The 24,366-nt window shown below is 65.5% G+C and carries 19 protein-coding genes; 5 read left to right on the forward strand and 14 right to left on the reverse strand.

Going from position 1 to position 24,366, the window contains the following annotated elements; genetic code table 11:
* Window positions 1–76 precede the first annotated feature (76 nt).
* From SMD10_RS01320 to SMD10_RS01335, 4 genes are read right to left on the reverse strand one after another with little or no spacing between them, the layout of a single operon-like run.
* Window positions 77–1,339 (reverse strand): ABC transporter substrate-binding protein, encoded by a 1,263-nt coding sequence (locus SMD10_RS01320; RefSeq protein WP_432757147.1) that lies wholly within the window; start codon window positions 1,337–1,339, stop codon window positions 77–79.
* Window positions 1,340–1,369: 30 nt separating this feature from the next.
* On the reverse strand, window positions 1,370–2,494 hold the full coding sequence (locus tag SMD10_RS01325; RefSeq protein ID WP_331683822.1) for an ABC transporter ATP-binding protein: 1,125 nt from the start codon (window positions 2,492–2,494) through the stop codon (window positions 1,370–1,372).
* A gap of 4 nt (window positions 2,495–2,498) precedes the next feature.
* The gene (locus tag SMD10_RS01330) at window positions 2,499–3,419 is read right to left on the reverse strand and encodes a carbohydrate ABC transporter permease (RefSeq protein ID WP_331683823.1); all 921 of its coding nucleotides are present in this window, start codon (window positions 3,417–3,419) and stop codon (window positions 2,499–2,501) included.
* Between the two features lie 3 nt (window positions 3,420–3,422).
* The gene (locus SMD10_RS01335; protein WP_331683824.1) at window positions 3,423–4,304 is read right to left on the reverse strand and encodes a carbohydrate ABC transporter permease; all 882 of its coding nucleotides are present in this window, start codon (window positions 4,302–4,304) and stop codon (window positions 3,423–3,425) included.
* Window positions 4,305–4,851: 547 nt separating this feature from the next.
* On the opposite strand from SMD10_RS01335, the gene SMD10_RS01340 reads away from it, so the two are divergent.
* Window positions 4,852–5,775 carry an AraC family transcriptional regulator gene (locus SMD10_RS01340; protein WP_331683825.1) on the forward strand — a complete coding sequence of 308 codons (924 nt, stop codon included), beginning with the start codon at window positions 4,852–4,854 and terminating at the stop codon, window positions 5,773–5,775.
* A gap of 58 nt (window positions 5,776–5,833) precedes the next feature.
* Here the strand turns inward: SMD10_RS01340 and SMD10_RS01345 are convergent, their stop codons facing one another.
* The 3 genes from SMD10_RS01345 to SMD10_RS01355 all read right to left on the reverse strand — a co-directional run bounded on the left by SMD10_RS01345 (window position 5,834) and on the right by SMD10_RS01355 (window position 9,495).
* The gene (locus tag SMD10_RS01345; protein ID WP_331683827.1) at window positions 5,834–6,973 is read right to left on the reverse strand and encodes an ABC transporter ATP-binding protein; all 1,140 of its coding nucleotides are present in this window, start codon (window positions 6,971–6,973) and stop codon (window positions 5,834–5,836) included.
* Between the two features lie 79 nt (window positions 6,974–7,052).
* Window positions 7,053–8,246, reverse strand: coding sequence for a Gfo/Idh/MocA family protein (locus tag SMD10_RS01350; protein ID WP_331683828.1), 1,194 nt, complete (start codon window positions 8,244–8,246; stop codon window positions 7,053–7,055).
* Window positions 8,247–8,319: 73 nt separating this feature from the next.
* The gene (locus SMD10_RS01355) at window positions 8,320–9,495 is read right to left on the reverse strand and encodes an ROK family transcriptional regulator (RefSeq protein WP_331683829.1); all 1,176 of its coding nucleotides are present in this window, start codon (window positions 9,493–9,495) and stop codon (window positions 8,320–8,322) included.
* Between the two features lie 387 nt (window positions 9,496–9,882).
* On the opposite strand from SMD10_RS01355, the gene SMD10_RS01360 reads away from it, so the two are divergent.
* The 4 genes from SMD10_RS01360 to SMD10_RS01375 all read left to right on the forward strand — a co-directional run bounded on the left by SMD10_RS01360 (window position 9,883) and on the right by SMD10_RS01375 (window position 15,065).
* Window positions 9,883–11,643: a glucosidase family protein gene (locus tag SMD10_RS01360; protein WP_331683830.1), complete on the forward strand. Its 1,761-nt coding sequence runs from the start codon at window positions 9,883–9,885 to the stop codon at window positions 11,641–11,643.
* A 278-nt stretch (window positions 11,644–11,921) separates the two neighbouring features.
* On the forward strand, window positions 11,922–13,190 hold the full coding sequence (locus SMD10_RS01365; protein WP_331683886.1) for an extracellular solute-binding protein: 1,269 nt from the start codon (window positions 11,922–11,924) through the stop codon (window positions 13,188–13,190).
* A 139-nt stretch (window positions 13,191–13,329) separates the two neighbouring features.
* On the forward strand, window positions 13,330–14,232 hold the full coding sequence (locus SMD10_RS01370) for a carbohydrate ABC transporter permease (RefSeq protein WP_331683831.1): 903 nt from the start codon (window positions 13,330–13,332) through the stop codon (window positions 14,230–14,232).
* A complete protein-coding gene (locus tag SMD10_RS01375; protein ID WP_331683832.1) occupies window positions 14,232–15,065 on the forward strand; it encodes a carbohydrate ABC transporter permease in 834 nt (277 codons plus the stop codon). The genes SMD10_RS01370 and SMD10_RS01375 overlap by 1 nt, the downstream gene beginning before the upstream one ends.
* A 118-nt stretch (window positions 15,066–15,183) precedes the next feature.
* On the opposite strand, the gene bglB is transcribed toward SMD10_RS01375, so the two are convergent.
* The 7 genes from bglB to SMD10_RS01410 are packed head-to-tail and all read right to left on the reverse strand — an operon-like array spanning window position 15,184 to window position 24,328.
* Entirely contained in the window at window positions 15,184–16,272 is a 1,089-nt protein-coding gene (bglB, locus tag SMD10_RS01380; protein ID WP_331683833.1) for a beta-galactosidase BglB, read from the reverse strand.
* A 5-nt stretch (window positions 16,273–16,277) separates the two neighbouring features.
* Window positions 16,278–18,803, reverse strand: coding sequence for a hypothetical protein (locus SMD10_RS01385; RefSeq protein ID WP_331683834.1), 2,526 nt, complete (start codon window positions 18,801–18,803; stop codon window positions 16,278–16,280).
* 5 nt (window positions 18,804–18,808) lie between these two features.
* A complete protein-coding gene (locus SMD10_RS01390; protein ID WP_331683835.1) occupies window positions 18,809–20,095 on the reverse strand; it encodes an HAD family hydrolase in 1,287 nt (428 codons plus the stop codon).
* Window positions 20,092–21,153, reverse strand: coding sequence for an ABC transporter ATP-binding protein (locus SMD10_RS01395; RefSeq protein ID WP_331683836.1), 1,062 nt, complete (start codon window positions 21,151–21,153; stop codon window positions 20,092–20,094). Before SMD10_RS01395 ends, SMD10_RS01390 begins: the two co-directional genes overlap by 4 nt.
* Window positions 21,146–22,183 (reverse strand): ABC transporter ATP-binding protein, encoded by a 1,038-nt coding sequence (locus SMD10_RS01400; RefSeq protein WP_331683837.1) that lies wholly within the window; start codon window positions 22,181–22,183, stop codon window positions 21,146–21,148. The genes SMD10_RS01395 and SMD10_RS01400 overlap by 8 nt, the downstream gene beginning before the upstream one ends.
* Window positions 22,184–22,193: 10 nt before the next feature.
* Entirely contained in the window at window positions 22,194–23,330 is a 1,137-nt protein-coding gene (locus SMD10_RS01405; RefSeq protein ID WP_331683838.1) for an ABC transporter permease, read from the reverse strand.
* An 11-nt stretch (window positions 23,331–23,341) separates the two neighbouring features.
* The gene (locus SMD10_RS01410; RefSeq protein WP_331683839.1) at window positions 23,342–24,328 is read right to left on the reverse strand and encodes an ABC transporter permease; all 987 of its coding nucleotides are present in this window, start codon (window positions 24,326–24,328) and stop codon (window positions 23,342–23,344) included.
* Window positions 24,329–24,366: the final 38 nt, after the last annotated feature.

Raw genomic sequence — 24,366 nt, forward strand, 5'->3', positions numbered from 1 at the left:
GGTTCTTTGGTTGGTGGGCCGACGGGTCGCCGGGGGGGGGGGGGGGGGCCGGGCCCCCCCCAAGCCGATGACACTATCAGCCCTGGATGTCTTCCAGTTCGTCGTTGAACTGCTCGATCATATCTTCAGCAGCATCCTCGGCGGTCATCTGACCGTAGGCGACGGCCTCGAGCGAATCCTTGAAGATCTCGCGGATATCCGGGTTCTCATCGTGCGGCGAGGCGGTCGGACCGGTCGCGTTCATGATGATCTCGTGGGCTTCCACGACCTTCGGATCGAAGGCGTCGGCCTTGCTGAGCGCCTCGAAGGCAACCTTCGAGGACGGAATGCCGCGCGTGTCCTTGAGGATCTCGTATCCCTCGGGCTCGTTCAGCAGGCAGTTCACGATCTGCGCCGCCGCTTTCGGGTTTTTCGAGTTCTTCGAAATCGAGAACAGCATAGACGGCTTGCGATAGACGCCTTCCGTCGTGGCGCCATCGACCATCAGCGGCTTCGTCGGGGCGAGATACTGATCGCCGAGCGGATCGGCGTACTTGGCGTAGGTCGAGTCCCACTCGTAGGTGCCGGCGATCTCGCCTTTGCCCCAGATCTGCGTTTCGAAGAGTTCAACCTTGCCGTCGCTCGCCACGTCCTTCCAGGACCGGATCGTGCCCGAATCGACCAAGTTCTGGTAGAACTTGATGCCGTCGGCCAGTTCTTCGGGCGTCCAGGCAACCATGCCGGTCTCCGGGTCAACCAGATCCTTGCCGGTCTTCTGGGTGACGACCAGCGACACGACGAGCACGGCGTTCAGCTTGGCGGCTTCGAACGGATAGTAGTCCTCGCCGAGCTTCTCCTTCATCACCTTGGCGTCCGCGGTCAACTCGTCCCAAGTGGAGGGAATGGCGAGGCCGGCCTTGTCGAAGGTGTCCTTGTTGAACAGGAACACGCGACCCGTTGTGGACACCGGGATGCCGTTCAGATGCCCCTTGACCTCGGCCGCCGCCAAATCGTCCTCGGAATACTGGCTGAGATCGATCGTGTCGGAATAGTCGCGCAGATCGGCAAAGCCCGTGCCGTCGGGCGACAGCAGCGGCAGCCACGGCCAGTTGACCTGCATGATGTCGGCCTCGGTGCTGCCCGCGATCTGCGTGGTCAGCTTTTCCTGGTGGCCGGAGAAGCCCGTGAATTCGGGCTTGATCGTATGGCCGTACTTCTCGCCGCAGGCCTTGAGGGCTTCCTGCGTGGCCTGATGGCGGCTGTCGCCACCCCACCAGGACATCCGGAGTTCGGCGGCCTGACCGGCCGTCGAGAGCGTCATCGCGGCGGCGGTGACCAGCAGCATCGACTTCAGTTTCATAGGGACTTCCTCCTCAGTTGAAAGTGCGCGTTAGTGGGTGACCGGCAGCGAGATGTTCTCGCCGGACGTCCGGTCGAAGATGTGGACGGAATTGAGGTCCGGCTGCAGCATCACGGCGCCCGAGGACCGGTCGGCAGCCTCGTATTCGGCGGCCGGCACCACGGACACGGCGCGGGCCGAGCCGAGGTCGACATGCAGCACCACTTCGTGGCCCAGGAACTCGACCGTGGAGATTCGGCCCTTCAAGCCGTCTCCGCCGGCCCCGACGGGCGTCAGATATTGCGGGCGAACGCCGAGCGTGACCTCCTTGGCCCCGCCGCGCGGCACCCGGTCGGCCAGCTCCCGGCCCAGGGCCACGGACTGGCCGCCGAAATGGAACACGGGTTCCGCATCGCCCTCAAGCCGGCCCTCCAGGAGGTTCATCTCGGGGCTGCCGATGAAGCCGGCGACGAAGATGTTGGCGGGCCGGTTGAACAGCGTCTTGGGGTCGGCGACCTGCATGATGTGGCCGTCCTTCATGACGCAGATCCGGTCGCCCATGGTCATGGCTTCCGTCTGGTCATGGGTGACGTAGACGACCGTCGACGACATGCCCTCCTGCTTCAGACGCTTGTGCAGGTCGGTGATGCGCACGCGCATGGAGGCGCGCAGCTTGGCGTCGAGATTGGACAGCGGCTCGTCGAACAGGAAGACTTCGGGCTTCTTGATCAGGGCGCGGCCCAACGCCACGCGCTGTGCCTGGCCGCCGGAGAGCTGCTTGGGCAGCCGGTCGAGCAGTTCCTCGATCTCCAGGATGCGGGCGACCTCGGCCGTCGCCGCCGCGATCTCTTCCTTGGGCTTGTGCTGAAGACGCAGGCCGAAGGAGAGATTGCTCCTCACCTTCATGTGCGGATAGAGCGCGTAGTTCTGGAACACCATGGCGATGCCGCGCTGGCCCGGCGCCAGCCGATTGACGATGCGCTCGCCGATACGGATCTCGCCGCCGGTAATCGACTCCAGGCCCGCGATCATCCGAAGGGTGGTCGACTTGGCGCAGCCGGAAGGGCCGACGAGCACCATGAACTCGCCGTCCGCGACGTTCAGGTTGATCCCATGCACCGCCTTGAAGCCGTTGCCGTAGACTTTTTCGACGTTCTTGATTTCGAGGTGAGCCATCGTTTCAGCCTTTCACACCGCCGGCCGAGATGCCTTCGATGAAGTATTTCTGAGCGAGGAAGAACACGATCAGCGCCGGCGCCAGCGCCAGGACCGACATCGACAGGATGCGGTTCCAATCGAATGCTTCGGTGGTGTCGATCGAGAGTTTGAGTGCGAGCGAGACCGGGAATTTCTCGACGGAGGAGATGTAGATGAGCGGCCCCAGGAAGTCGTTCATGGTCCACATGAACTGGAACAGGCAGACCGAGATGATCGCCGGCGCGAGCATGGGCACGACGATGTAGATCAGCGTCTGCAAAGAGTTGGCGCCGTCGACGCGCGCCGCCTCTTCCATGTCGCTCGGCAGAGCCCGCAGGAACTGCACCACCATGAAGACGAAGAAGGCGTCGCCGGCAAAGGCGGAGGGCACCCAGAGCGGCAGGAAGGTATCGAGCCAGCCGAGATCGCGGAACAGGATGTATTGCGGAATGCGCGTGACCACGTTCGGCAGCAGCAGCAGCGCGATCAGGATGGAGAACAGCGCCTTCTTGCCGGGAAAGTCGAACCGGGCGAAGCCGTAGGCGACCAGCGTGCAGGAGATGGCGGTGCCCACCACCTTGGGCGCGATGATCAGGAAGGTGTTCCAGAAGAATCGTGCGAAGGTGTAGGGCGTCGAGGTCTGCCAGCCCTTGACGTAGCCTTCGAGCGTCGGATGCGTCGGGATGAAGCCGGGATTGTTGAAGATCTCGGTGTTGTTCTTGAAGGACGCCCCGATCAGCCAGATCAGCGGATAGAGCATGATGAAGCCGACCACGAGAAGCGCGATGTAGCGGAAGGCGGCAGAGATCCTCTCGCGCCGGCGCTCGCGGGTCTGGATGGCGACCGGATCGTCGGCACCCAGGACGGGAAGGTCGAAAGCGACTTTGTCGTTGCTCGCGTCCATGACTCAGCTCCTCTTGTCGCCGGCGTAGTAGACCCAGTGCCGGGACGACCAGAACGCAACCAGGGTCAAGACCATGATGATGACGAAGAGCACCCAGGCGATCGCGGACGCATAGCCCATGTCGAACTTCTTGAACGCTTCCTCGTAGATGTAGAGAGGCAGCAGGTAGGTCGACTTCAGCGGGCCGCCTTCGGTGATCACGTATGGTCCGTTGAACTCCTGGAAGGCCTGGACCATCTGCATGATCAGATTGAAGAAGATCACCGGCGTGATCAGCGGCAGCGTGACGAAGATGAAGGTCGTGACCTTGCCGGCGCCGTCGATGGCCGCCGCCTCGTAGAGCGACTTGTCGACCGACTGCAGCGCGGCCAGGAAGATCACCATGGCCGAGCCGAACTGCCACATGCGCAGCAGCGTGATGGTGAACAGCGCGTTGGTCGGGTCGCCGAACCAGTTGACGGCGTCGAAACCCATGCCCACCAGGATCATGTTGACGAGCCCGGCCTCGGCGAAGATGTAGCGCCACAGCACCGCGATCGCGATCGATCCGCCGAGGATCGACGGGACGTAATAGGCGGTCCGGAAGAAATTGATGAATTTCAGCTTGTAGTTCAGGATACCGGCGATGAAGAGCGCAAAGGCCAGCTTCAGCGGCACCGTGGTAAACACGTAGATCAGCGTCACCGTCAGCGACTTGCGAAAGGTGCGGTCGCGGGTGAACAGATCGATGAAGTTCTCCAGACCGACCCACTTGGGCGCACTGACCAGCGGATAGTCGGTGAAGCTCAGATAGAGCGAGGCCAGGAACGGCAGGCCGGTGAAGACCACCAGGCCGATGATGAAGGGGGTGAGGTAAGCCAGCCCCAGAAAGCGGCTCTGACCCATCAGTCGGCTCCTTTCCGCGAGACCGTGGCGGCAGCCTGCGGCGCCGATCCCCGGTCTTGGCTGCCGATGTCGCGGCAGGAGTTCGCATAAGCCCCGGCCACGCCGGGCGTGATGTTCGGCAGGTGATCGTTCAAAGCATTGGCCTCCCGGCTGCTCCTGATCGTGAAGAGGTGACGGACCTACCCCATTCAAAGGCGGGTCAGCATGGCGCTCCGATCGAGCAAGCCCGGTTCATGTGTTTCCTCTGACGCCCGACCGGCGGCCCGGCCATTCCATGACAGGACTCCACCGGGTCCCGCGGCTCGTGGGGATCGGCCGACACCGTCTGGCTCGCCCCCGCAAGCCAAAACAAATATTGCTAGAGAGAGTCGAAATCGTGCATCATGTCGATCGTGATTGCCATCTGTCGATGCTGACAACTCGCCGATCCAGCGCCAACTTTCGCCGCACGTTGCGATTATCGACCTCCCTACTCTCCTTTTTCTTTCTTGTCGGCTAGTATCCTGAAACGATGGCGCGAAGCCAATTGACGAATCCGGACAAAAAGATGGACAAAAGTGAAGGTCATGTCCTGTCGGGTATTCCGGCCGCCGCCGTCACCCTGTCGCTGACGCGCTCGATCATCAAAATGGAGCATTCCCGCACCTGGATGATCGACAAGACCAACACGGTCTACGACCTGATCGTCTGCCTGGAAGGCGAGGCAGAATACCGCATCGGCAACCAGCATTTTCACCTGACGCCGGGCGACGCGATGCTGATCCCGAAGGATACCCGCTTCATCGGCTGGAATCCCGGCAAACGCATCATGATCGGCATCGCCCAGCATTTTTCGCTGGATCTGTTCAACCAGCACGACCTGATCGCCCAGATGGACCTGCAGCCCATGGTTCGACTATCGCGCTGGGCGATGCTGGAGCCGCTTGCCCGTCACTATCGCCAGATCTCGCCGCCGTCATCGACGACGCTGATGCAGTTCCATCTCTTCATGGTGCTGCTGATGGAATTCATCGACGATGCCTTCGTCGCCTGGAAATCGCTGAACGTCGGACCGATGAACGAAACGCAGGGTCTACCGCTGGCCGTCATGCTGGCCGCAACGCAGATCAGTGCCGCGCCGCTCGATCCGGAGATCACCGAGCGCGTCGTCAAGGCAGCCCCCTACAATGCCGACTATTTCCAGCGCGAGTTCCGCCAGCGGATCGGCCTGACGCCGCGCAAGTTCCAGGAATTCAAACGCATGGAGCGGGCTATGCAACTGCTCCAGGCCGGCCGCTCGATCAGCGAGACCGCGGCCGCGATCGGCTATGCCGACGTCTACTACTTTTCACGCATGTTCAGACGCTATATCGGCACCAGCCCGCGCGGCTATCAGCGGGCCATGCAGCAGCATCGCGACGGCCACTATCCGCGCGGCGAGGAAGACGGGCAAATCCTCTATCCGATCCTGCCGCATTCGAGCCAACGCTGAGCTCGGCGGACGCGGGAAAGGGCCGGCGGCCCGGGGATCGGGGGCCGCGCCCGTCGTGTCAGGCCGCTCGGGCAGACAGCAGCGAAGGATCGATTTCGCTCAAGGGGATAGCGCGCTCGAAGGCCCTGCCGTCAGTATCGAAGAGGTGGCAGTCGCTGCCGTGCAGGCCGAGTTGCAGCGGCGTACCCACACGGATCGGCGCGGCACCCGGCAAAAGGGCGGTGAAGACGGTGTCCTCGCTGTCGATCGCCGTATAGGCCACGGTGTGGATGCCCAGCCGCTCGATCACCGTCGGCCTCACGTCCAGCCGCGCGTCGCCGGCATCCAGCTGCACATGCTCAGGCCGGATGCCGAGCGTCAGGATCTGGCCCTCCAGACCAGGGCGCGCCTTCACCGGCACACGCAGGCTGGCGCCGCCATTCGGCAGCGCGACGGTGACCTCGTCCTCGGCGCTGGCGGTGCAGACGACCGGCAGAAGGTTCATCTTGGGGTTGCCGATGAAGCCCGCGACGAAGAGGTTGCAGGGCTTGTGGTAGAGTTCCAGCGGTGTCCCGACCTGGCTTATCAGGCCGCCGTCCAGCACCACGATGCGGTCGGCCATGGTCATCGCCTCGATCTGGTCGTGGGTGACGTAGATCATCGTCGCGTCGAGATTGGTGTGCAGCTTCGACAGCTCCACCCGCATGTCGGCGCGCAGCGCCGCGTCGAGATTGCTGAGCGGCTCGTCGAACAGGAATACCGAGGGTTCGCGCACGATGGCGCGGCCGATGGCGACGCGCTGGCGCTGGCCGCCGGACAGCTGGCTGGGCTTGTGCTGGAGGCGCTCGTCGAGCTTCAGGATCGCCGAGGCCCGGCGCACCTTGCGCTCGACCTCGTCTCTGGACAGCCGCTCCACGCGCAACGGAAAGGCGATGTTCTCGTAGACCGTCATGTGGGGGTAGAGCGCATAGGACTGGAAGACCATCGAGATCCCGCGCTTGACCGGTTCGACGTCGTTGACGACGGTGCCGTCGATCTGCACTTCGCCCGCGGTGATGTCCTCGAGCCCGGCGATCATCCGCAAGAGAGTCGATTTTCCGCAGCCCGACGGGCCGACGAAGACGACGAACTCTCCGTGCCGGATCTCGAGGGACACGCCCTTGATGACCTCCGTCTCGTCGAAGGACTTGCGGACGTCGACCATTTTCAGCTGACCCATCGGCCACCCCCTGTCGTCTTGGTTCTGCACTTCCACAAGAAGCGCCCCATGCATGAAACCTCGGGTTCGCGCGGCCCGCTCAATCGTCTTTGGTCAGGCCATAGCTGTCAAACGTCTCCCAGGTCGGCGTCATGTCGACGACCGAGCGGGTGCGGCGCGCCTCGTCCATCTTGAGGGCGGTCAGCCCGGCCTCCAGCGCGTCGAGCACGGTCACTTTCAGCGGCACGCCGCGGTCGATATAGGCGGCGATGTCGGCCGCCATCTGGTCGTCGGCGCCGTAGTGGTTGGCCCGGCTCGGACCGACATGGGCGTTCTCGGAGATCGTCTCGGCGGTGAACGCGTCGGTCAGCTTGAAGGTGTTGCGGATGAAATCGCCCTCGGCCATACCCTTGGTGCCCATGACGGCAAAGCGGCGAAATTCGTCCGGAACGTTCATGTTGGTGTGGAAGGTCATCGAGGCGCCGTCCTCGTATTCGACGATCGCGGTCTGATAGTCGACGATGTCGCCGTCGCTTTCGAAGTCGGAGTTGCCGCCGCCCCAGCGCGGCCGGAAGCTGTGCACCCGCCTGGCCTTGTCCGGCAGGAAGCGCTCGGCGATCGTATCGTAATCCGGCGCCACCTCCGGCCGGTTTTCCGGCACGAAGCTCTTGCGTCCGCCGAAGCTCGCCACGAATTTGGGGCGCCGCCCGACCACCCCCTGGTAAAGGTCGATGTCGTGGCAGCACTTCTCCAGCATGAAGCCGCCAGAGAACTGGGTGTAGCGGCGCCAATCGTGCATGAAGAAGCTGCCGTGATAGCCGCCGATATGCTCCGACGCCTCGATCGACACGATCGAGCCGAGCTGGCCCTTGGCCTGGGCCTCCTTGAGCATGACGTAGAGCGGCGAATAGCGCAGCACGAGACCGATCATGATGCGCCGGTGGCCGCCGTGATCGCGCAGCAACCCGAGCAGCTCGAAGGTCTCTTCCTCGCTGATCACCACCGGCTTCTCGGCGAAGATGTAGGGGATGTCGGCCAGGATGCCGGCGCGCAGGTGATCGAGATGCATGTGGTTGGGCGAGCCGACCATCAGGAGCTCCAGCTCCTCGTGCCCGATCATCTCGTCGAGCGTATCGTAAGCGCGCAACCGCGTGCCGAGTTCGCCTTCGAGATAATCGCGCCCCGCCGGGGTCGGGTCGGCGAAGGCGACAAACTCGTAGTCCGGCTTCGCCACCTTGAAGAGAGCCGCCACGTGAGCCATGCGGGCGCCGAGCCCGACAATGCCAACTTTCATCCGCGTTTCTCCAGACTCGTTGCGATCGAGGGTCCGGCAGCGGCGATCGGGCGCCGTGACGGCCTGTCGCGCATCACAGGCGCTCCAGCCCGATGCCGAAGAGCTCCTCGTGCATATGATCGACGGCGACGCCCATGCCGCCGATCAGGGCGGCCCGGTTGCCGAACTTGCTGATTTCGATGCGCGGCGGGTGCGGCGAGCAGCGAGGCAGGATGGCGCGGATGGCGTCCACCAGTTCCGCTCGGGCGCCGATGCTGCCGCCCATGATCACCAGTTCCGGATCGAGCATCGCGCCGATCGCGGCGATCGCCTGGGCGACCACGCGAGCGGTCTCCTCGATCGCGGCGATGGCCGCCGGCTCCCCCGCGTCGAAAGCCGAGAAGAGTTCTTCCACGGTGGCCCCTTCGGCGCCGCCGAACCCGGCATAGCGCTGGGCGATCGCCACGCTGCCCACCGCGGTCTCCAGCGTGCCCAGCGTAAAGCCGCGCGGGTCGAACGGATCGCCGCCGACCGGCAGATAGCTGATCTCGCCGGCTGCGCCACGGGCGCCGGACAACAGCGCGCCGTTGGCGATGATCCCCATGCCGATGCCGGTGCCCAGCGCGACGAAGGCGAAATTGCCCACGCCCGTCCCGTGGCCGCGCCATTGCTCGCCGCGGGCTGCCAGGTTCACGTCGTTCTCGATGCGGATCGGCACCTGCAGCCGCTCGGCGAGCAATTGCGGCACGTCGATCGCGTCGATGCCCGGGATGTTGGGCGCCACGCCGATATGGCCGGTCTTGGGATCCAGCACGCCGGGCGTCCCGACGACGAGGAGGCGAAGATCGGCGATCGAGGCTCCGGCCTCCGCCATCAGGCCGCCGATGACGGCCTCGAACTGATCGACCAGGGCCGCGCCGCCGCGCCGATCGGTCGGCACCCTGGTCTCCGCGACGACCGTGCCGAGCAGGTCGCCCACGGCGGCCGCGATCTTCGTTCCGCCGAGATCGATGGATGCCGCCAGCCCCGCGCCAGCATTCAACTCATAGGTGATGGCGCTGCGTCCCGGTCGACCACCGGTCTGGCCACTCTCGCGCAGCCAGCCCTCCCCCGTCAGGTCGCGCACGACATCGGAGATGGTCTGCTTGGAGAGGCCCGTCTGCTTGGCGATGTCGGCGCGCGAGATCGCACCGTTGGCGAGCACGGTCCGGATGACCGCGTTGGTCGAAATCTTTCGTGCGATCGGCGTGTGCGTCAAGGAATGGGTCATCGCAGCGCCAGCATCTCCGACCCTTTCGTCAAGGATCCATACCTAATTCTGTCACAACCATGCCAATTCACCTGCAATAACGTGGGGTTGCAGCCGGATAATGGCGATTTTTCAGGGTCGACCTTAGGCTCTATCAGGAAGTTTGTCTACGACCTTGACAAAAGTTCTGCCGCATAGGTAGGCTTGCCTGATCGTTGCTCTTTTTAAAGGCTTTCTGCCGATGGGAATGGAGTCCGACAGGAACGAGATGCCGGGTCGATCGCGGCCGCATCGACCTCTCCTGCTCGCCGATCCCGTCGCTATCCCGACGAATGCCGCCCGGCCGAACCGCGCCCATCGCCGCGCGGTCTGCCATGACGCCCCCGGTCCGATGGGAGTGCCGGCGTCATGCTGAGCCCCACGCTGGACGGCCTGGTGGAGGGCCGCGATCCCCTTCTCCTGCCGATCATGGCGCCCCGTCTGCAAGCCGATTGTCGGCCGGACGGCGCGATCGACCTTGCGCTTTGGGGTACGGGCAGCCTGGGCCGGCTGCGGTTTTCGCCGCTCGCCGGTCCGTTCGTCTATGGCCCGAACCGGGTCGTCGCCAAAGACGGGGGCGTGTTCGTGGCGCAATCGAAACCGGTGCTCCTGATCAAAGGAGCCACGGCGAAGAGGCTGTATCCGGCCCGCCGGTGCGCCTGGTGGCATACGCCGCCCGCCGACGCCGCCAAGCCGCATGTCGCGATCGAGGGCGGTCGGCAGATCGCCATGCTCGCCTGGGGCACGATCATCGCCGAGACCGAGGGCGGCGACATCCGGGTCGCGGTCGGCACCTCGCGCGAGGAGGCCGAGGCGGCGCTGGACCTTTCGAGCCAGGCGATCGTCGACGAGGCGAACGCCTATGTCGCCCGCTGCGACGCCATGCCGGACGCCGATCCCCTGTTGCGCAGCATGGTGGTGCAGGGCGTCCATGCCGCGCTCTCCAGCATTCGCCAGGACGAGCATGGCGCCTTCGCGGGTCTGGCGGCCGGGCAGGCCTACAGCGCGCCGGCCCGGACCTATTACCGTGACGGCTATTGGACGCTGCAGCCGCTGCTGACGCTTGCGCCCGATGCGGTTCGCGATGAAATCCGCCTCCTGGCCAAGGGGATTCAGCCCGACGGCGAAGCCCCGAGCGGCGTGATCCTCACCGGACCCGCGCAGACGGAGGCCTGGCAGCGCTTCGTCGCCCATTGCAAAGCCCACCCCGAAGAGCGGCGCGGCCGGGCCTTTCCGAGCTACCACAATCGCCCGCAGGATTGGTGGAGCGACCATTTCGACAGTCCGCTGTTCTTCGTCCTGGCCCTCGGCGACTATGTGCGCGCCACCGGCGACCATGCCGAAGCGATGCGGCATTGGCCGGTCGTGACCAGCGTCGTCGAGCGGTACCTCCGTCTCGCCGGTCCCGACAGCGTGTTGCCGCTGAAGCCGCGCAACGACAGGGACTGGGCGGACAATGTCTTTCGCGAAGGCCTGGTGTCCTACGATCTGGGGCTCTTCGTCGGTGCGTTCGACATGGTCGCCGAATTGGGTGCCGACCATGACCCCGACCTCGCCGAACGGGCCCGGCAGGTCGCGAAGCGTTCCCGCACTGAGATCGGAGACGGCCTCTTCGTTCCTGCTCGCGACGGCTATGCCGACTACGCCACGCCGGACGGCTTCGTCGAGGATCACCTGGTCATCGACAGCCTGACCCTGGCCCGCTACGGCGCGATTTCCGAGGATCGCGCGCTCCGCCTGCTGAAGGCGATGGAAGCCACCCTGGAATCGCGCAACAATGCCGAACAGCCCTATGGCGACTGGGGCGTCCTGTGCGCCTATCCACCCTACAAGCGTCCCCGCGACCTGCGCGCCAAGACCGCCTTCGCCTTCCGCTATCACAACGGATCGGACTGGCCCTATTGGGATGGGGTCTACGCCGAGGAACGGCTGCGCCGCGGGTTGGGAAACGTCCGCTACGCGCTGACGCGCTGGTGGCAGAGCTGCCTCGACAATGGCTGGGTCGGGCCCGTCGAATATTTCTCGCCGCCCTTCGGGCGCGGCTCGCTGCTGCAAGGGTGGAGCGCCATGCCGGCGGCCACCGCGCTCAAATACGGCCTCGCCGCCGTGAACGCCGGCGCGACGCCATGATGAAGGCGGCTCGGAAGACAGTGTCTGCCGTCCGCGCCGCCGCGCGTCGCGCGCTGAAAGAGATCGAAGCCATCGACGGGCGGACGAGTTTCGCACGATACGCCGGCCCGCATATCGGAACGGCGCGGAAAACGACCGGCGCAGACGGCGCGAACGCGCCGGTCGGCAATACCCAAACAGTGCCAACACCAACCGGGATGGGTAAGCCAATGCTACGAGATACACTGCACCAGGTTCTGTCGCCGACGCTCAGAAAAGCGGGAACGGCGGCAGCCGCGATGGCCATCGGCCTCAGCCTGTCGGCTGCGGCTCGCGCGCAGACGCTCGATGTCTGGGACGACTACACCTTCGCCGAACAGAGCGAAGTCATGCAGCAGCTCAACGCCAACTTCGCAGAGGCTCACTCAGGCGTCACGGTCAATCGCACCCAGCGCACCTTCGACGACCTCGCGCTGACGCTGAAGCTCGCCGTCTCTGCCGGCGACGGACCGGTGGTCACCAAGGTGAACCAGGGCGTCGGCGACATGGGCACGATGGTCAAGGAAGGCCTGCTGATTCCCGTCGATCCCTATATCGAAAAATATGGCTGGGGCGAGCGCCAGTCCGACAGCGTGCTCGCACGCGACCGCTGGTCGAGCGACGGCGAGTTCGGCGTGGGCGATACCTACGGCATCTCCAGCCTCGCCGAGATGGTGGGCCTCTACTACAACGAGAAGATCCTGAAGGACGCCGGCGTCGAGCTGCCGATCAAGTCGTTCGAGGAGTTCAAGGCGGCGCTCGACAAGGTCAAGGAGGCCGGCGGCGCGCCCTTCATGATCGGCACGTCCAAGCAGCACATGGCGCTGCACATGCTGGCGGCGGTCAGCCAGGCCCATATCGACGCCGCCGACCGCAAATCGCTGGACGATCTGGTCTATGGCCAGGGCGGCGACTGGAACACACCGGGCAATCTGGAGTCGGCCAAGCTCGTGCAGGACTGGGCGACTGGCGGCTATTTCTTTCCCGGCTATCAAGGCATCTCGGGTGACGACGCGGTACAGCTGTTCATCGCCGGACAGGGCGCCTTCCTGATCTCGGGTACCTGGTACCTCGCCGACATGCAGAACAATCCCGACATCCACTTCATGCCGATCCCGGCGCCGGAGGGCGTCAAGGCGCCGCTGACGGTGGGCGGCGTCGACCTGGCCTGGGCGATCACCAGCCTCGCCAAGGAGCAGGACATGAAGGATCTGGCCGGCGAGTACATCAACTACATCGTCTCCGACGAAGCCGCGCTGATCTGGGCCAAGGCCGGCTATCTGCCCGCCGTCTCGATCCCCGACGACGCCGACATCGAGGTCTCGCCGATCCTCAAGGAGGCGCTCGCCATGTGGAAGGATCTCAACCGGAAGAACGCGCTCGGCCACTATCCCGACTGGGCGAGCCCGACGATGCTGAAGACCTTCGACGACAACACGCCGTTCCTGCTCTCGGGCGACGAGACGCCGGACGCGTTGGTCGAGGCTCTCGACAAGGACTACCAGGCCTACATGGACAGCAAGAAGTAGGGTCTGCACCGCTTGCCGGCCAAGGTGGCTCGCCCTTGCGACGTCAACTTGGCCGATCCGACATCTTCGATCGCATCGGTCCGGACGGCGTGCCTGTCTTGATGGCTCGCACGGCGCCCGGCCTTCCTGGAAGGATGGTATGAAGCGCTCTCAGCTCGACAGCCGGACCGGCGGCACCGCCAGGAATCTGATCTACGTCCTGCCGGCGCTGCTTGTCTATGCGGCCTTCGTCTTCGTGCCGATCCTCGCGGCGCTCGGCATCAGCCTGACCGAGTGGAACGGCATCAGCATGCCGACCCTGGTGGGCCTGGGCAACTATCTCAAGCTGTTTTCGGACGAGCGGTTCTTCCTGTCGCTGCGCAACAACGCGGTGCTGATGCTGTTCTATTGCGTGCTACCGCTGTCGATCGGCATCGTGCTCGCCGCGATCCTGTGGCGCCTGCGGCAGCGCGAGCAGCTGGTTCTGCGCACCTTCCTGTTCCTGCCCTACATCATGCCCACCGCCGTGCTCGGCATCATCTGGGCGTGGCTCTACAATCCGGCCTTCGGCCCGATCAACCAGGCGCTCAAGCTGGTCGGCCTGGGCGCGATCGCCCTGCCCTGGCTCGGCGATTTCACCTTCGCCCTGCCCGCCGTCGGCATGGTCGCCTCCTGGTATTTCTTCGGCTTCTGCATGGTGGTCTTCCTGACCGGCATGCAGCGGATCGATCCGTCCCTGTTCGAGGCGGCGCGCGTCGACGGCGCCAAGGGGCTGCGCACCTTCTTCTCGATCACCCTGCCGCTGCTTCTGCCGGAGATCCGCATCGTTCTCCTTTTGACCGTGATCGCATCGATCAAGAGCTTCGACCTCGTCTTCACGATGACGCGCGGCGGCCCGGCCAACACCACGCTCGTTCCCAACATCTACATGTACCAGCTCGGATTCCAGCTGAACCGCTACGGCTATGCCGCGGCCGTCGCCATCGTCGGCGCCATTCTGATCTTTGCCGTCAACTACGCGATCCACCGGCTGATCCGGCCGGCCGACGGAGGAGCCCGCTGATGGCGCACTCGGCAAGTGCCGGGCTGACGAAGCTGCCGCTTCGCATGGTCCTGTGGCTGTTCGCGCTGATGACGATGTTTCCGTTCGCGCTGCTGCTGCTCACCTCGATCAAGAGCCAGCCCGACCTTTTGCGCGGCGCCTTCGTGCTGCCCGACTATCCGCATTTCGAAAACTACTGGCACGCCTGGGTCGACGGGCATTTCAGCGTCTATTTCTGGAATTCCATCATCGTGGTCATTCCAGTGGTCGTCGTCAGCGTCTTCCTGGGAACGCTGGCCGGCTTCGGCTTCGCCTTTCTGAGCTTTCCGTTCAAGCGCACGGCCTTCGTCATCCTGACCATCGGCATGATGGTGCCGACCGAGGCCTTCATCATCCCGCTCTATTACGAGATGCGCACTCTGGGCCTGCTCAACGGCTACGCCGCCATCATCCTGCCGCAGGTCGCCATGTCGATGCCGTTCGCGACGATCTTTCTCGCCAGCGCCATGCAGCAGTTGCCGGGCGAGATCCTGGAAGCGGCGGTGCTCGACGGCGCCTCGCGCACCTACATCCTGCGGCGCGTCATCCTGCCGTTGATGGTGCCCGCCATGTCGACGCTGGCCCTGTTCCTGTTCATCTGGACGTGGAACGAGTTTCTGATCCCGCTGATCCTGGTCAACGACGACGCTTATCGCACGCTGCCGATCGGCATGCTGTTCTTCCAGGGCCGCTATACGGTGAACACCCCGGTGCTCACGGCCGGAGCGGTTATCGTGATCGCGCCCCTCATCGTGACCTACTTGGCCTTCCAGCGGAAATTCATCACCGGGTTGACCGCCGGCGCCACAAAATAGACAGCCGGGCCCGCCGTCCGGCATTGCCGGGCGATGGCATCAGGCGCAAAACGAGACTGGGCGGCCCTGCGGCCGCCCAGTGTGTGCCTGCGTCCATCCGGGAGGGAGAAGAGGACGATCAGGCTGCGACCCGGACTCCGGCAAGGCGCTCGACCAGGAGGAGCATTGCCAGCGCCTGGCCATAGGGAGCCGGGGTGTTGCGGATGCGGCGATAGAAGTCGAGGTCGTGGCCCATGGGCGTGCCGTCGGAGACATCGGCGACGATGCCGTCCTCGCCGATCCGCTCGATCACGGCGCGAAACGCCTTCTCGGCGATCGGGCGGCAATCCTCCGGCAGCAGACCCTGCGCCATGCCGCGCAGGATGCCATAGGCAATGCCGGCGGTCGCCGAGGCCTCCACTGGCGAGGACTTGTCGTCGAGGAGCGTGGAGAACATGCCGTCCTCGTGCTGCATCCGGGCGAGCGAGCGGACCTGGGAACGCAGCACCGCGCCGAGATAGGCTCGGGTCGAGGCGGGCACGTCGTCGATCAGGAATAGGAGCTCGGGAATCGAGACCGTGATCCAGGCGTTGCCCCGCGCCCAGAAGGCGTTGGCGAAGTTGTGCCGGCCGTTGAAGGTCCAGCCGTGATACCACAGGCCGGTGACGGGGTCGGACAGATAGCGCGCATGGATCAGGAACTGATAGAGAGCCTGGTCGATCCAGTCCTGACGGCCGAACCGCTGGCCGGCCCGCGCCAGAAACAGGCAGGTCATGAACAGCGTGTCGTCCCAGAGTTCGCCGTCGTTCATGCGCTCCTTGACCACGTGCTGAAAGCCGCCGTCCTCGGTCTTGGCGAGGTCGTCGACCAGCCAACCGGCCCAGTCGCGCACCAGCGCTTCCCAGTCCGGCCGATCGACATGATCGATGAGAATGCTCAAGGGGAGCATGGGCGAACTGGAGTTCACCTGTCTGGGCGGCAGGCCGCGGGAGATCTGCCAATCGTACCAGGCGGCGATCGACTCGATGAGCTGGCGGTCGCCCGACGCCTCGGCATGGCGGATCAGCCCGTAGAGGCCGACGCCCACCTCCCAGTCCCATTCGTCGAACTGGATGGTGAAGCCGCCTTCGGCGAGCGGAGCGGTTTCGTCCATGCCCTTGAGGCGCGCGAGGCCGAGGGCGACATCGGCTAGCAGGCGGGTGAGGCGGTCGGCATCGGCGATCGTCATCGGTCTCAAGACTTTCCTGCAGCGCCCGAGCCGATCGTCGGCAGGGCGGAAACGGTGGACTCGCCGATCAGCGGCTCGAGGTCCGGATTCGGGAAGCGATAGTGCCTGCCGTCGATGGCAAGGCCCTCGGCGTAATCCAGGCAAAGCGTCGGAAGGCCGGGTCGATCCAGGCGAAGCCGCATCCGCTCGGCATCGAAGCCGACGGCGACGCCGTCCAGCATCGCGCCGACCGTGTCGAGGCCGGCGCCGTCCGCCAGGTCGCCGACGATGCCGATCCACCCTATGCGCGCACCATGGACGCGATATTCCAGGCCGGCGCCCGGCCCCTCGGTGACCGCCGACAGCGGGGCGGCGGCCGTCAGCGCGGCAAAGCCGCGGCCGGAGCGCAGGATCAGCCAATTGTCGCGCAATACGGTCTCGTCGAAGCCGTCGCGCGGTGCGAAGGCATGGGTGAACGGAATCGCCGGCTCCTCGCCCAGATCGTAGAGCATGAGAACCGCGTTCTGATATTGGCCGACGCGCGGCATCACGCCGTTGCCAGCCCAGTAGGACGGCCGCTGGCCGCCCCAGGGATCGTCGTCGCCGGGATGGTTGACCCAGGCGCGCGCGAACGGGTGGCCGGCAAAGCGGATGTCGACGAGATGCTGCTGATGGCCGTGGCGGCCGGGCACGCCGTCGACGGTGGCCGAGAGCTGCACCCATGCGGTTTTGTAGAGCGCCAGATTGGCCGCGTGGCCATAGCCCTGTTCGTAATGAGCCGTGACGGCCAGCCCCTGGGACGGCCGCGCGTAGCGCTCCAGTCCCAAGGGCGGTTCGTAGTCGCCGGCGCAGAACATCGGCAGCGCCGCCACGCCGTCGTTGAGCCAGCCTTCGCCGAAGGCGACGGTGGCGAACGGGGCGAGCTCCGTCAGCGGCCCGGCGCGAAGCTCCTTGTCATAAGCCCGCCCCATGCTGCCGGCGGCGACCCCGCCCAGTGTGTGCAGAGCCAGCATGGTGAAGAGCCGGTCGAGGAGGGTTTCGGTGCGGCGCTTGATGGCGCCGTCCGCCCAGCGCTGCAGAGCGAACAGACCGATGAAATCGACCGGATAGTAGGCCGCCGAATTCCACTCCGCGAGGCCGTGGTCCTCGGTCGAATCGAACCATTGGCCGAGTCGCTCCTCGGCCAGGCGCGCCTGCTCCGCGCCCGTCCGGCCCGACGCGGAGAAGACCTCGTCCGGCAACAGGCGGCCGGCCAGAAGCTGCGAGACGTGGAAGCAGAGCACGTGGTTCTCGCTCCAGAACCACATGACGTCGTTGCCCGGCTCGTCGACCCAGTAGCGGTAGCCGAGGATCGCCCAGTGGATGCGCTCGGCCATCGCCTCTGGCAACGCGTCGCGGTAGGCGCCGTAGATCCACAGCAGCGGCACCATGATGAAGTCCGAGCAGTCCTGGCGTTCCTCGATCGCCTGCAGCGTGTCGGCGATGATCGTCTCGAAAGCGGCGTCGAGCGGCCGGCCGAGCGCCAGCATGGCGAGCGCCCGCCCGATCCGAAGTTCGCCATCTTCGGCCGCATGGGCGAGCACCGTGCGCTTGCGCTCGCCGAGATCGCCCGGCTGGGCCGGCGGCGCCGTCTCGCGCAGCAGCGCGAAGGCGATGTGGCGGTCGATGCGCGAGCCGTCGACCTCGAAGACGAGGTCGAGCGGATGATAGGCGTCGGCCAGACCGTCGAGCGCGGCCAGATCCACCCTATCATCGCCAGCGCGCAGGGTCGCTTCGGCCTCCAGAAGGGGTGCCTTGCCGCGTCGATGGACGCTCGGGCGGACCGTGGCACGAACCCGTACGTCCTTCGGCGCCGGACGGTCGAAGACGAGGACCAGCCGTCCGCCGGTCAGAACTTCCCGTTCGGGGCGCACCGAAGCGGCCAGCGCCATCAGGAGACCCATGCCGTCCGCCCCGGCGCCGGCCACCTGCGCCTCCAGAACGGTATCGGACAGAAGCGTCAGTTCGACCGTCCAGCGCGTATCGCGCTCGGCCAGGTCCTCGCTCAACATGACGACGTCGCTGCCGTCCGCCTTGAGCGACAAGACGATCTCCGCCGCCTGTTCCGCGTTGCGGCTGAACGGCTCGAACGTGGCGGCCAGCGCGCCGTCGACCCAGATGTGGACACCGCCGCGCGTCGCCACCCGGAATCGATAGTCGCCGGCCTCGGGCGGCATGAGGCGGGTCCGGCACCAGCGGGACAACCGCGTCGGACGATGCCAGAAGTCGGAAAAGTCGAGTTTGCGGTTGGAGCCGGGAAGATTGACGCTTTCGACCGGCCAGTCGGTGACGAGCGCAACCTCCCGTTCCGCGACCTCGCGCCACAACGCGATACGGCACGGCAGATCGCCGACATCGACGAAACCGTTGATGAAACGATAGCCGACGCGGTCTTCGGCCGGCGCCGGCGCGCCGGGATAATAGCGTGCGTCGACCGGCGACAGCTCCCAGGCCGTCACCGTCTGGCCCGGATGAACGGCGAACCCGCCCAGAGATTGCGCTATGTGGTCCATGCTCGTCATATCGCTTCGCCGGCTTCGCGCCGAGGTGTCCGACCCAGGCGATGCCGCTCGATCAAGTCGAGCAGCGGCGCCAGATCGGCAAGGTTGGTGATGGTGAAGTCGGGCTTCTCGCTGGCGTCGGCGGGTATGTGGCTGCGCCGGTCCGACCAGGCGAAGAACACCGACCGGATGCCGGCGGCATTGGCGCCCTTGATGTCGCGGGAAAGATTGTTGCCGACCATGACGACGTCGCAGGCCTGCCCGGCGCCGATGCCGAGACCGGCCATGGCGGCGGCGAACATCTTCGGCGACGGCTTGGTCTCGCCGATGTCTCCGGAAATCACATGGGCGTCGAAAAGGTCCCACAGGCCGTGGGGCTTCAGCACGTTCTCGAAGGTCTCGCGCGGGCCGTCGGCCACCAGGGCCAGAGGGTAGCCGCGGTCCTTCAAGGCCTGGACCGCCTCCCGCGCCCCGGCGATCAGCTCGGCCTCCAGCACCACGTCGGTGCCCGGCCGCTTGTTTTCCGTGCCCTCGTCGACCAGCGTGTCGCCGCTATCGAGGAACACCGCTCGCAGATGCGGCACGCTCTCCGGCAGGCCTGCCATCAGGCGGCGCACGCGGGCCGGGATCCAGGCTTCCAGCAGGGGCCAGGGGACGAGCGCCGGACCGCCCTGCTCGTCGCCGTCGCGGGTGAAGGCGAAGCTCGGCGTGAAGCCGTCGCGCGCCAGCTTCAATTCCGCCAGACGATCGTCGAGCGGTGTCGGCGCAAAGGCTCCGGCTTGGGCGAAGCGATTGCCGGTGTGAACCCGGTAGCGCCCGGCCAGCAGGCTGCACATGGCCCAGATTTCGCTGCCCGCCCGGTCGCGCATCAGCGCGCCGTCGGCCCAATGCGCATGCTTGCCGGGTTCGCAATAGAGGATCGGGCGTCCGTCGCGCATCTCCGGCAAGCCGTCGGCATGGACCATGTCGAGCCGTTTGCCATGGAAGGAGGCCTCCACGGCCAGGACCGTGCCGGCCGCGTCGAGATGCACCCAGACGTGTTCGAGGTCGTAGAGATGCTGGATGTCCCAATCGTACCAGACCGCGTATTCGACGGTCACGGCACCACGCGGAACGATCTCGAACTTGGACGACGGCGACGGCGCGGGCTCGCGGAACACGGTGTAGCCGAGGGCGCTGGGCCGATAGGGCTCGTTGGCATCGAGCCGGAGCAGAGGCCGATGCCGGTGGACCACGTCGAAATCCGGACCTGGCGCGCCGCCGAGGTCTTCCGGCCGCCCCTCGAGGTCGCCCGCCGCCGTCATCTTCGAACTCCGGCGAGTTCGAGCTCTTCGGCGAAATGGCAGCGCACCTGGCGCGCCTCGCCGAGCGGCCGCAAGGCCGGCACGTCCGTCGCACAGCGATCCTGCGCATAGGCGCAACGCGGATGGAACGGGCAGCCCGGCGGCGGGGCGGCGGCATTGGCGATCTCGCCCTTCAACGGCACGCGCTTGCGCGCCCGGTTGCCGCGCGGATCGGGCTGCGGCACCGCCGCCATCAGCGCCTCGGTGTAGGGATGCAGCGGCCTGGAAAAGAGATCCGCGGTCGGCGCCGTCTCCATCAGCCGGCCGAGATACATCACGCCGATCCGGTTCGAGATATGCTCGACCATGCCGAGATCGTGGGTGATGAAGAGGTAGGTCAAGCCGAACTGGTCCTGCAGATCCTGGAGCAGGTTGATGTTCTGAGCGGCGACCGACACGTCGAGCGCGGACACCGCCTCGTCGGCGGCGATGAAGCTCGGATTGAGCGCCAGGGCGCGGGCGATGCCGATGCGCTGGCGCTGGCCGCCGGAAAAGGCGTGCGGATAGCGCCTCAGATATTCCGGCCTGAGCCCGACGACGCGCAGCAGTTCGGCGACGCGGTCGCGGATTTCCGCCGGCGTTCCGGCGCCGTGGATGACCAGCGGCTCACCGACCAGATCGAGCAGCGTCATGCGCGGATTGAGCGAGGAATAGGGATCCTGGAAGATCATCTGCATTTCGCGGCGCAGATCGCGCATCTCCGCCTCGGCGAGCGAGGAGATGTCGACGACCTCGCCGCTGGAGCGGCGGAACAGGATTTGGCCGTCGGTGAGCGCGTAGGCCCTGAGGATCAGCCGCGCGACGGTGGACTTGCCCGAACCGCTCTCGCCCACAAGGCCGAACGTCTCGCCCCGCTTGATGTCGAGCGTCACGCCGTCGATCGCCTTGATGTCGCCGATATGGCGCTGGCTCCAGCCGGCATGGATCGGGAAATACTTCTTGAGATCGCGCACCGCGATCAGCGTGTCGTCCGGCATCGAACCGTTCGCGGCCGGAGCCTGGGCAAGAACCTCAGACATGGGCCGCCTCCCGAGCAAGATCCTCGGCGAAATGGCAGAGCGAGACCTGGCCGTTGGCAAAGGCATGCTGCGTCGGCACCTCGCGGTCGCACAGGCCGGGACGGGCGCGCGAACAGCGTGGATGAAACGGGCAGCCGGGCGGCACCGAATAGGGATCCGGCACCATGCCCGGAATGGTCGGAAGCCGGTTTCCCTGCTCGCCGCCCAGCAGCGGGATCGAGCGCAGCAGCGCCTGCGTATAGGGATGTTTGGGCGCGTAGAAGATATCGTCGACGCTCGCCGTCTCGACGATGCGGCCGAGATACATCACCGCCACCCGGTCGGCGATGTCGGCCACCACGCCGAAATTGTGGGTGATGAAGATGATCGCCATGCCGACCTCGGCCTGGAGATCCTTGAGCAGCTCCAGAATCTGCGATTCCGTCGTCACGTCGAGGGCGGTGGTCGGCTCGTCGGCGATCAAAAGACTCGGATTGCACGAGATCGCCAGGGCGATCATCGCGCGCTGGCGCATGCCGCCCGAAAGCTGGTGCGGATAGGAATCGACGATTTGTTCGGGGCGCGGCAGCCGCACCTTGGCCAGAAGCTCGATCGCCCGGGCGCGGGCGGCGGCCGGGCTCAGCTTTAGGTGCAGGCGCAGCGTGCGCATGATCTGGGTGCCGATGGTGTGGACCGGCGACAGCGCCGTCATCGGCTCCTGGAAGATCATGCCGACGTGCTGGCCCCTCACCCGGCGGATGGCCCGGCTGTTGCGCTGAAACGCCGACAGCTCGAACTCCTCGCCCGAGCGCGGCCGCAGCCGGATGGTGCCACCGGCCTCGCGTGCGTTGCGCGGCAGGAGGCGCATGATCGAGCGGGCGGCAATCGACTTGCCCGAGCCGCTTTCGCCGACGATGCCCAGCACCTCGCCCTTGTCCACGTGGTAGGAAACGCCGTTGACCGCCTTCACCAGCCCCTCGCGCATCGGGAAATGCACGTGGACGTCGTCCAGCTCGATCAGGCGCTCGTCGGACAGCGGCGGCGTTTTCATCAGCATGGTCTCATTGCCCATAGGGGTCGGCGGCGTCGCGCAGGCCGTCACCCAGGAAGTTGAAGGCAAGCACCGTGAACACCACGGCGACGCCCGGCATCAGCAACCAGGGCGCGAGCGAGATCGACCGCAGGTTCTGCGCATCCTGCAGAAGCACGCCCCAGCTCACCACCGGCGGCCGCAGGCCAAGGCCCAGGAAGCTCAGCGCCGTCTCGCCGAGGATCATCTCCGGAACCGCCAGCGTCAGCGCAGCGATGATGTAGGAGGTCATCGCCGGCAGCATGTGCTTGGTGATGATGCGGAACGTCGAGGCGCCGGAAAGCCGCGCGGCGAGCACGTAGTCCTCCTCGCGGATCGCGAAGAACTGGCCGCGCACCACCCGGGCGAGATGGGTCCAGCCGATCAGCGCCAGGATCAGGGTGATCAGCACGTAGACGACCAGCGGGTCCCAGGCGATGGGCAGCGCCGCGGCGAGCCCCATCCATAGCGGGATCGTCGGGATCGAGCGGATGAACTCCATCAGGCGCTGGATAGAGGTGTCGATCCAGCCGCCGAAATAGCCGGAGATCGACCCCAATGTCAGGCCGAGGACGAAGGCGAAGATCACCCCGACGATGCCGGCCGACAGCGAGACCCGCGCGCCGTGAATGAGGCGGGAAAACACGTCGCGCCCGAGCTTGTCGGTGCCCAGCAGGTTGATCTGATCGCGCCGTCCGCCTTCGACGCCGAACAGATGCAAATCGGTCTCGACGAGACCGAGGAGATTGTAGTCGCTGCCGTGCACGAAGAAGCGCAGCGGCAGGACCGTCCCGGTATCGGTCTCGTAGCTGACGCGGGCCGTCTCGGGATCGCGCGTCCGCTTCAGCCCATAGACGAAGGGTCCCTTGAATTCGCCCTGGTCGAACAGGTGGATGCCCGTCGGCGGCGACAGCGTGCGCAACCGGTTGAAGTCGTCCGAGGCGTAAGGCCCGACGAAGTCGGCAAACAGCGCCGCGAGCCCGAGCACGATCAGGAACCACATGGAGATCAGCGCCAGGGTGTGCTTGGAAAACCGTCGCCAGATCAGCGTCCACGGCTTGGCGGTGTAAAGGTCCTCCTTGGCCGCGTTGAAATCGTCGGTCGGCACGTCGATGGCATGGTCGGACATGGCGCGCTCCCTCACGAATACCGGATTCTGGGGTCGAACAGGGCCAGCAGAATGTCCGACAGAAGCGTTCCCACCACCGTGAACACGCTGAGAATGAGAATGAAGCTGCCGGCGAGATACATGTCCTGCATCTTCAGCGCCTGCAGAAGCAGCGGCCCGGTGGTCGGCAGGTTGAGCACGACGGCAGTGATCACATCGCCGGAAAACAGAACTGGCAACGACCAGCCGACGGTCGAGATGAAGGGGTTGAGCGCGACGCGCACCGGATAGTGCCACACCACCTGGCGCTCGCTCAGGCCCTGGGCGTAGGCGGTCTCGACATAGGGCTTGCCGAGCTCGTCGAGCATGTTGGCGCGCATCACGCGGATCAGTCCGGCGGCGCCGCCCGTGGCCAGCACGAGGACCGGAATCCACAGGTGCGACAAGAGGTTGGCGATCTTGGCGAGATCCCATGGGGCGTTTTCGAAGCGCGGCGAGACCAGGCCACCGACATCGATGTGCATATAGACGAAGGCCACCCACATCAGCACGAGGGCGAGCATGAAGTCGGGGATGCCCTTCCCCAGGAAGCCGAACACGGTGAAGATATAGTCGAATAGCGAATATTGCCGGGTCGCCGAGTAGACGCCGACCGGGATGGCGATGATCCAAGTGAAGATCAGGCTGAGCGACGACAGCGTCAGCGTCAGCGCCAAGCGGCCCCAGATCAGGTCCGACACCGGCTTGTTCCATTCGAGCGAGAAGCCGAAATCGCCGTGAAAGACGATATTGGTGATCCAGCGCCAGTACTGCACCAGGATGGGATCGTTGAGGCCCATGTGCTCGCGCATCAGCGCTTCCTGGGCGACGGTGATGTACTCGCCCTGCTGCTTGAGCTGCGCGACATAGGCGGTGACGTAGTCGCCGGGCGGCAGCTGGATGATGACGAAAGCAATGAAGGAGATGAACAGGAGGGTCGGGATCGCGAGCAGGGCTCTGCGAACGATGAAGCTGACCATCGCTTCCTCCCCTGAAGCTCAAGGCAAGAGCATGATGC

The sequence above is a fragment of the Consotaella aegiceratis genome (assembly GCF_036541425.1).
Classification (GTDB): domain Bacteria; phylum Pseudomonadota; class Alphaproteobacteria; order Rhizobiales; family Rhizobiaceae; genus Consotaella; species Consotaella aegiceratis.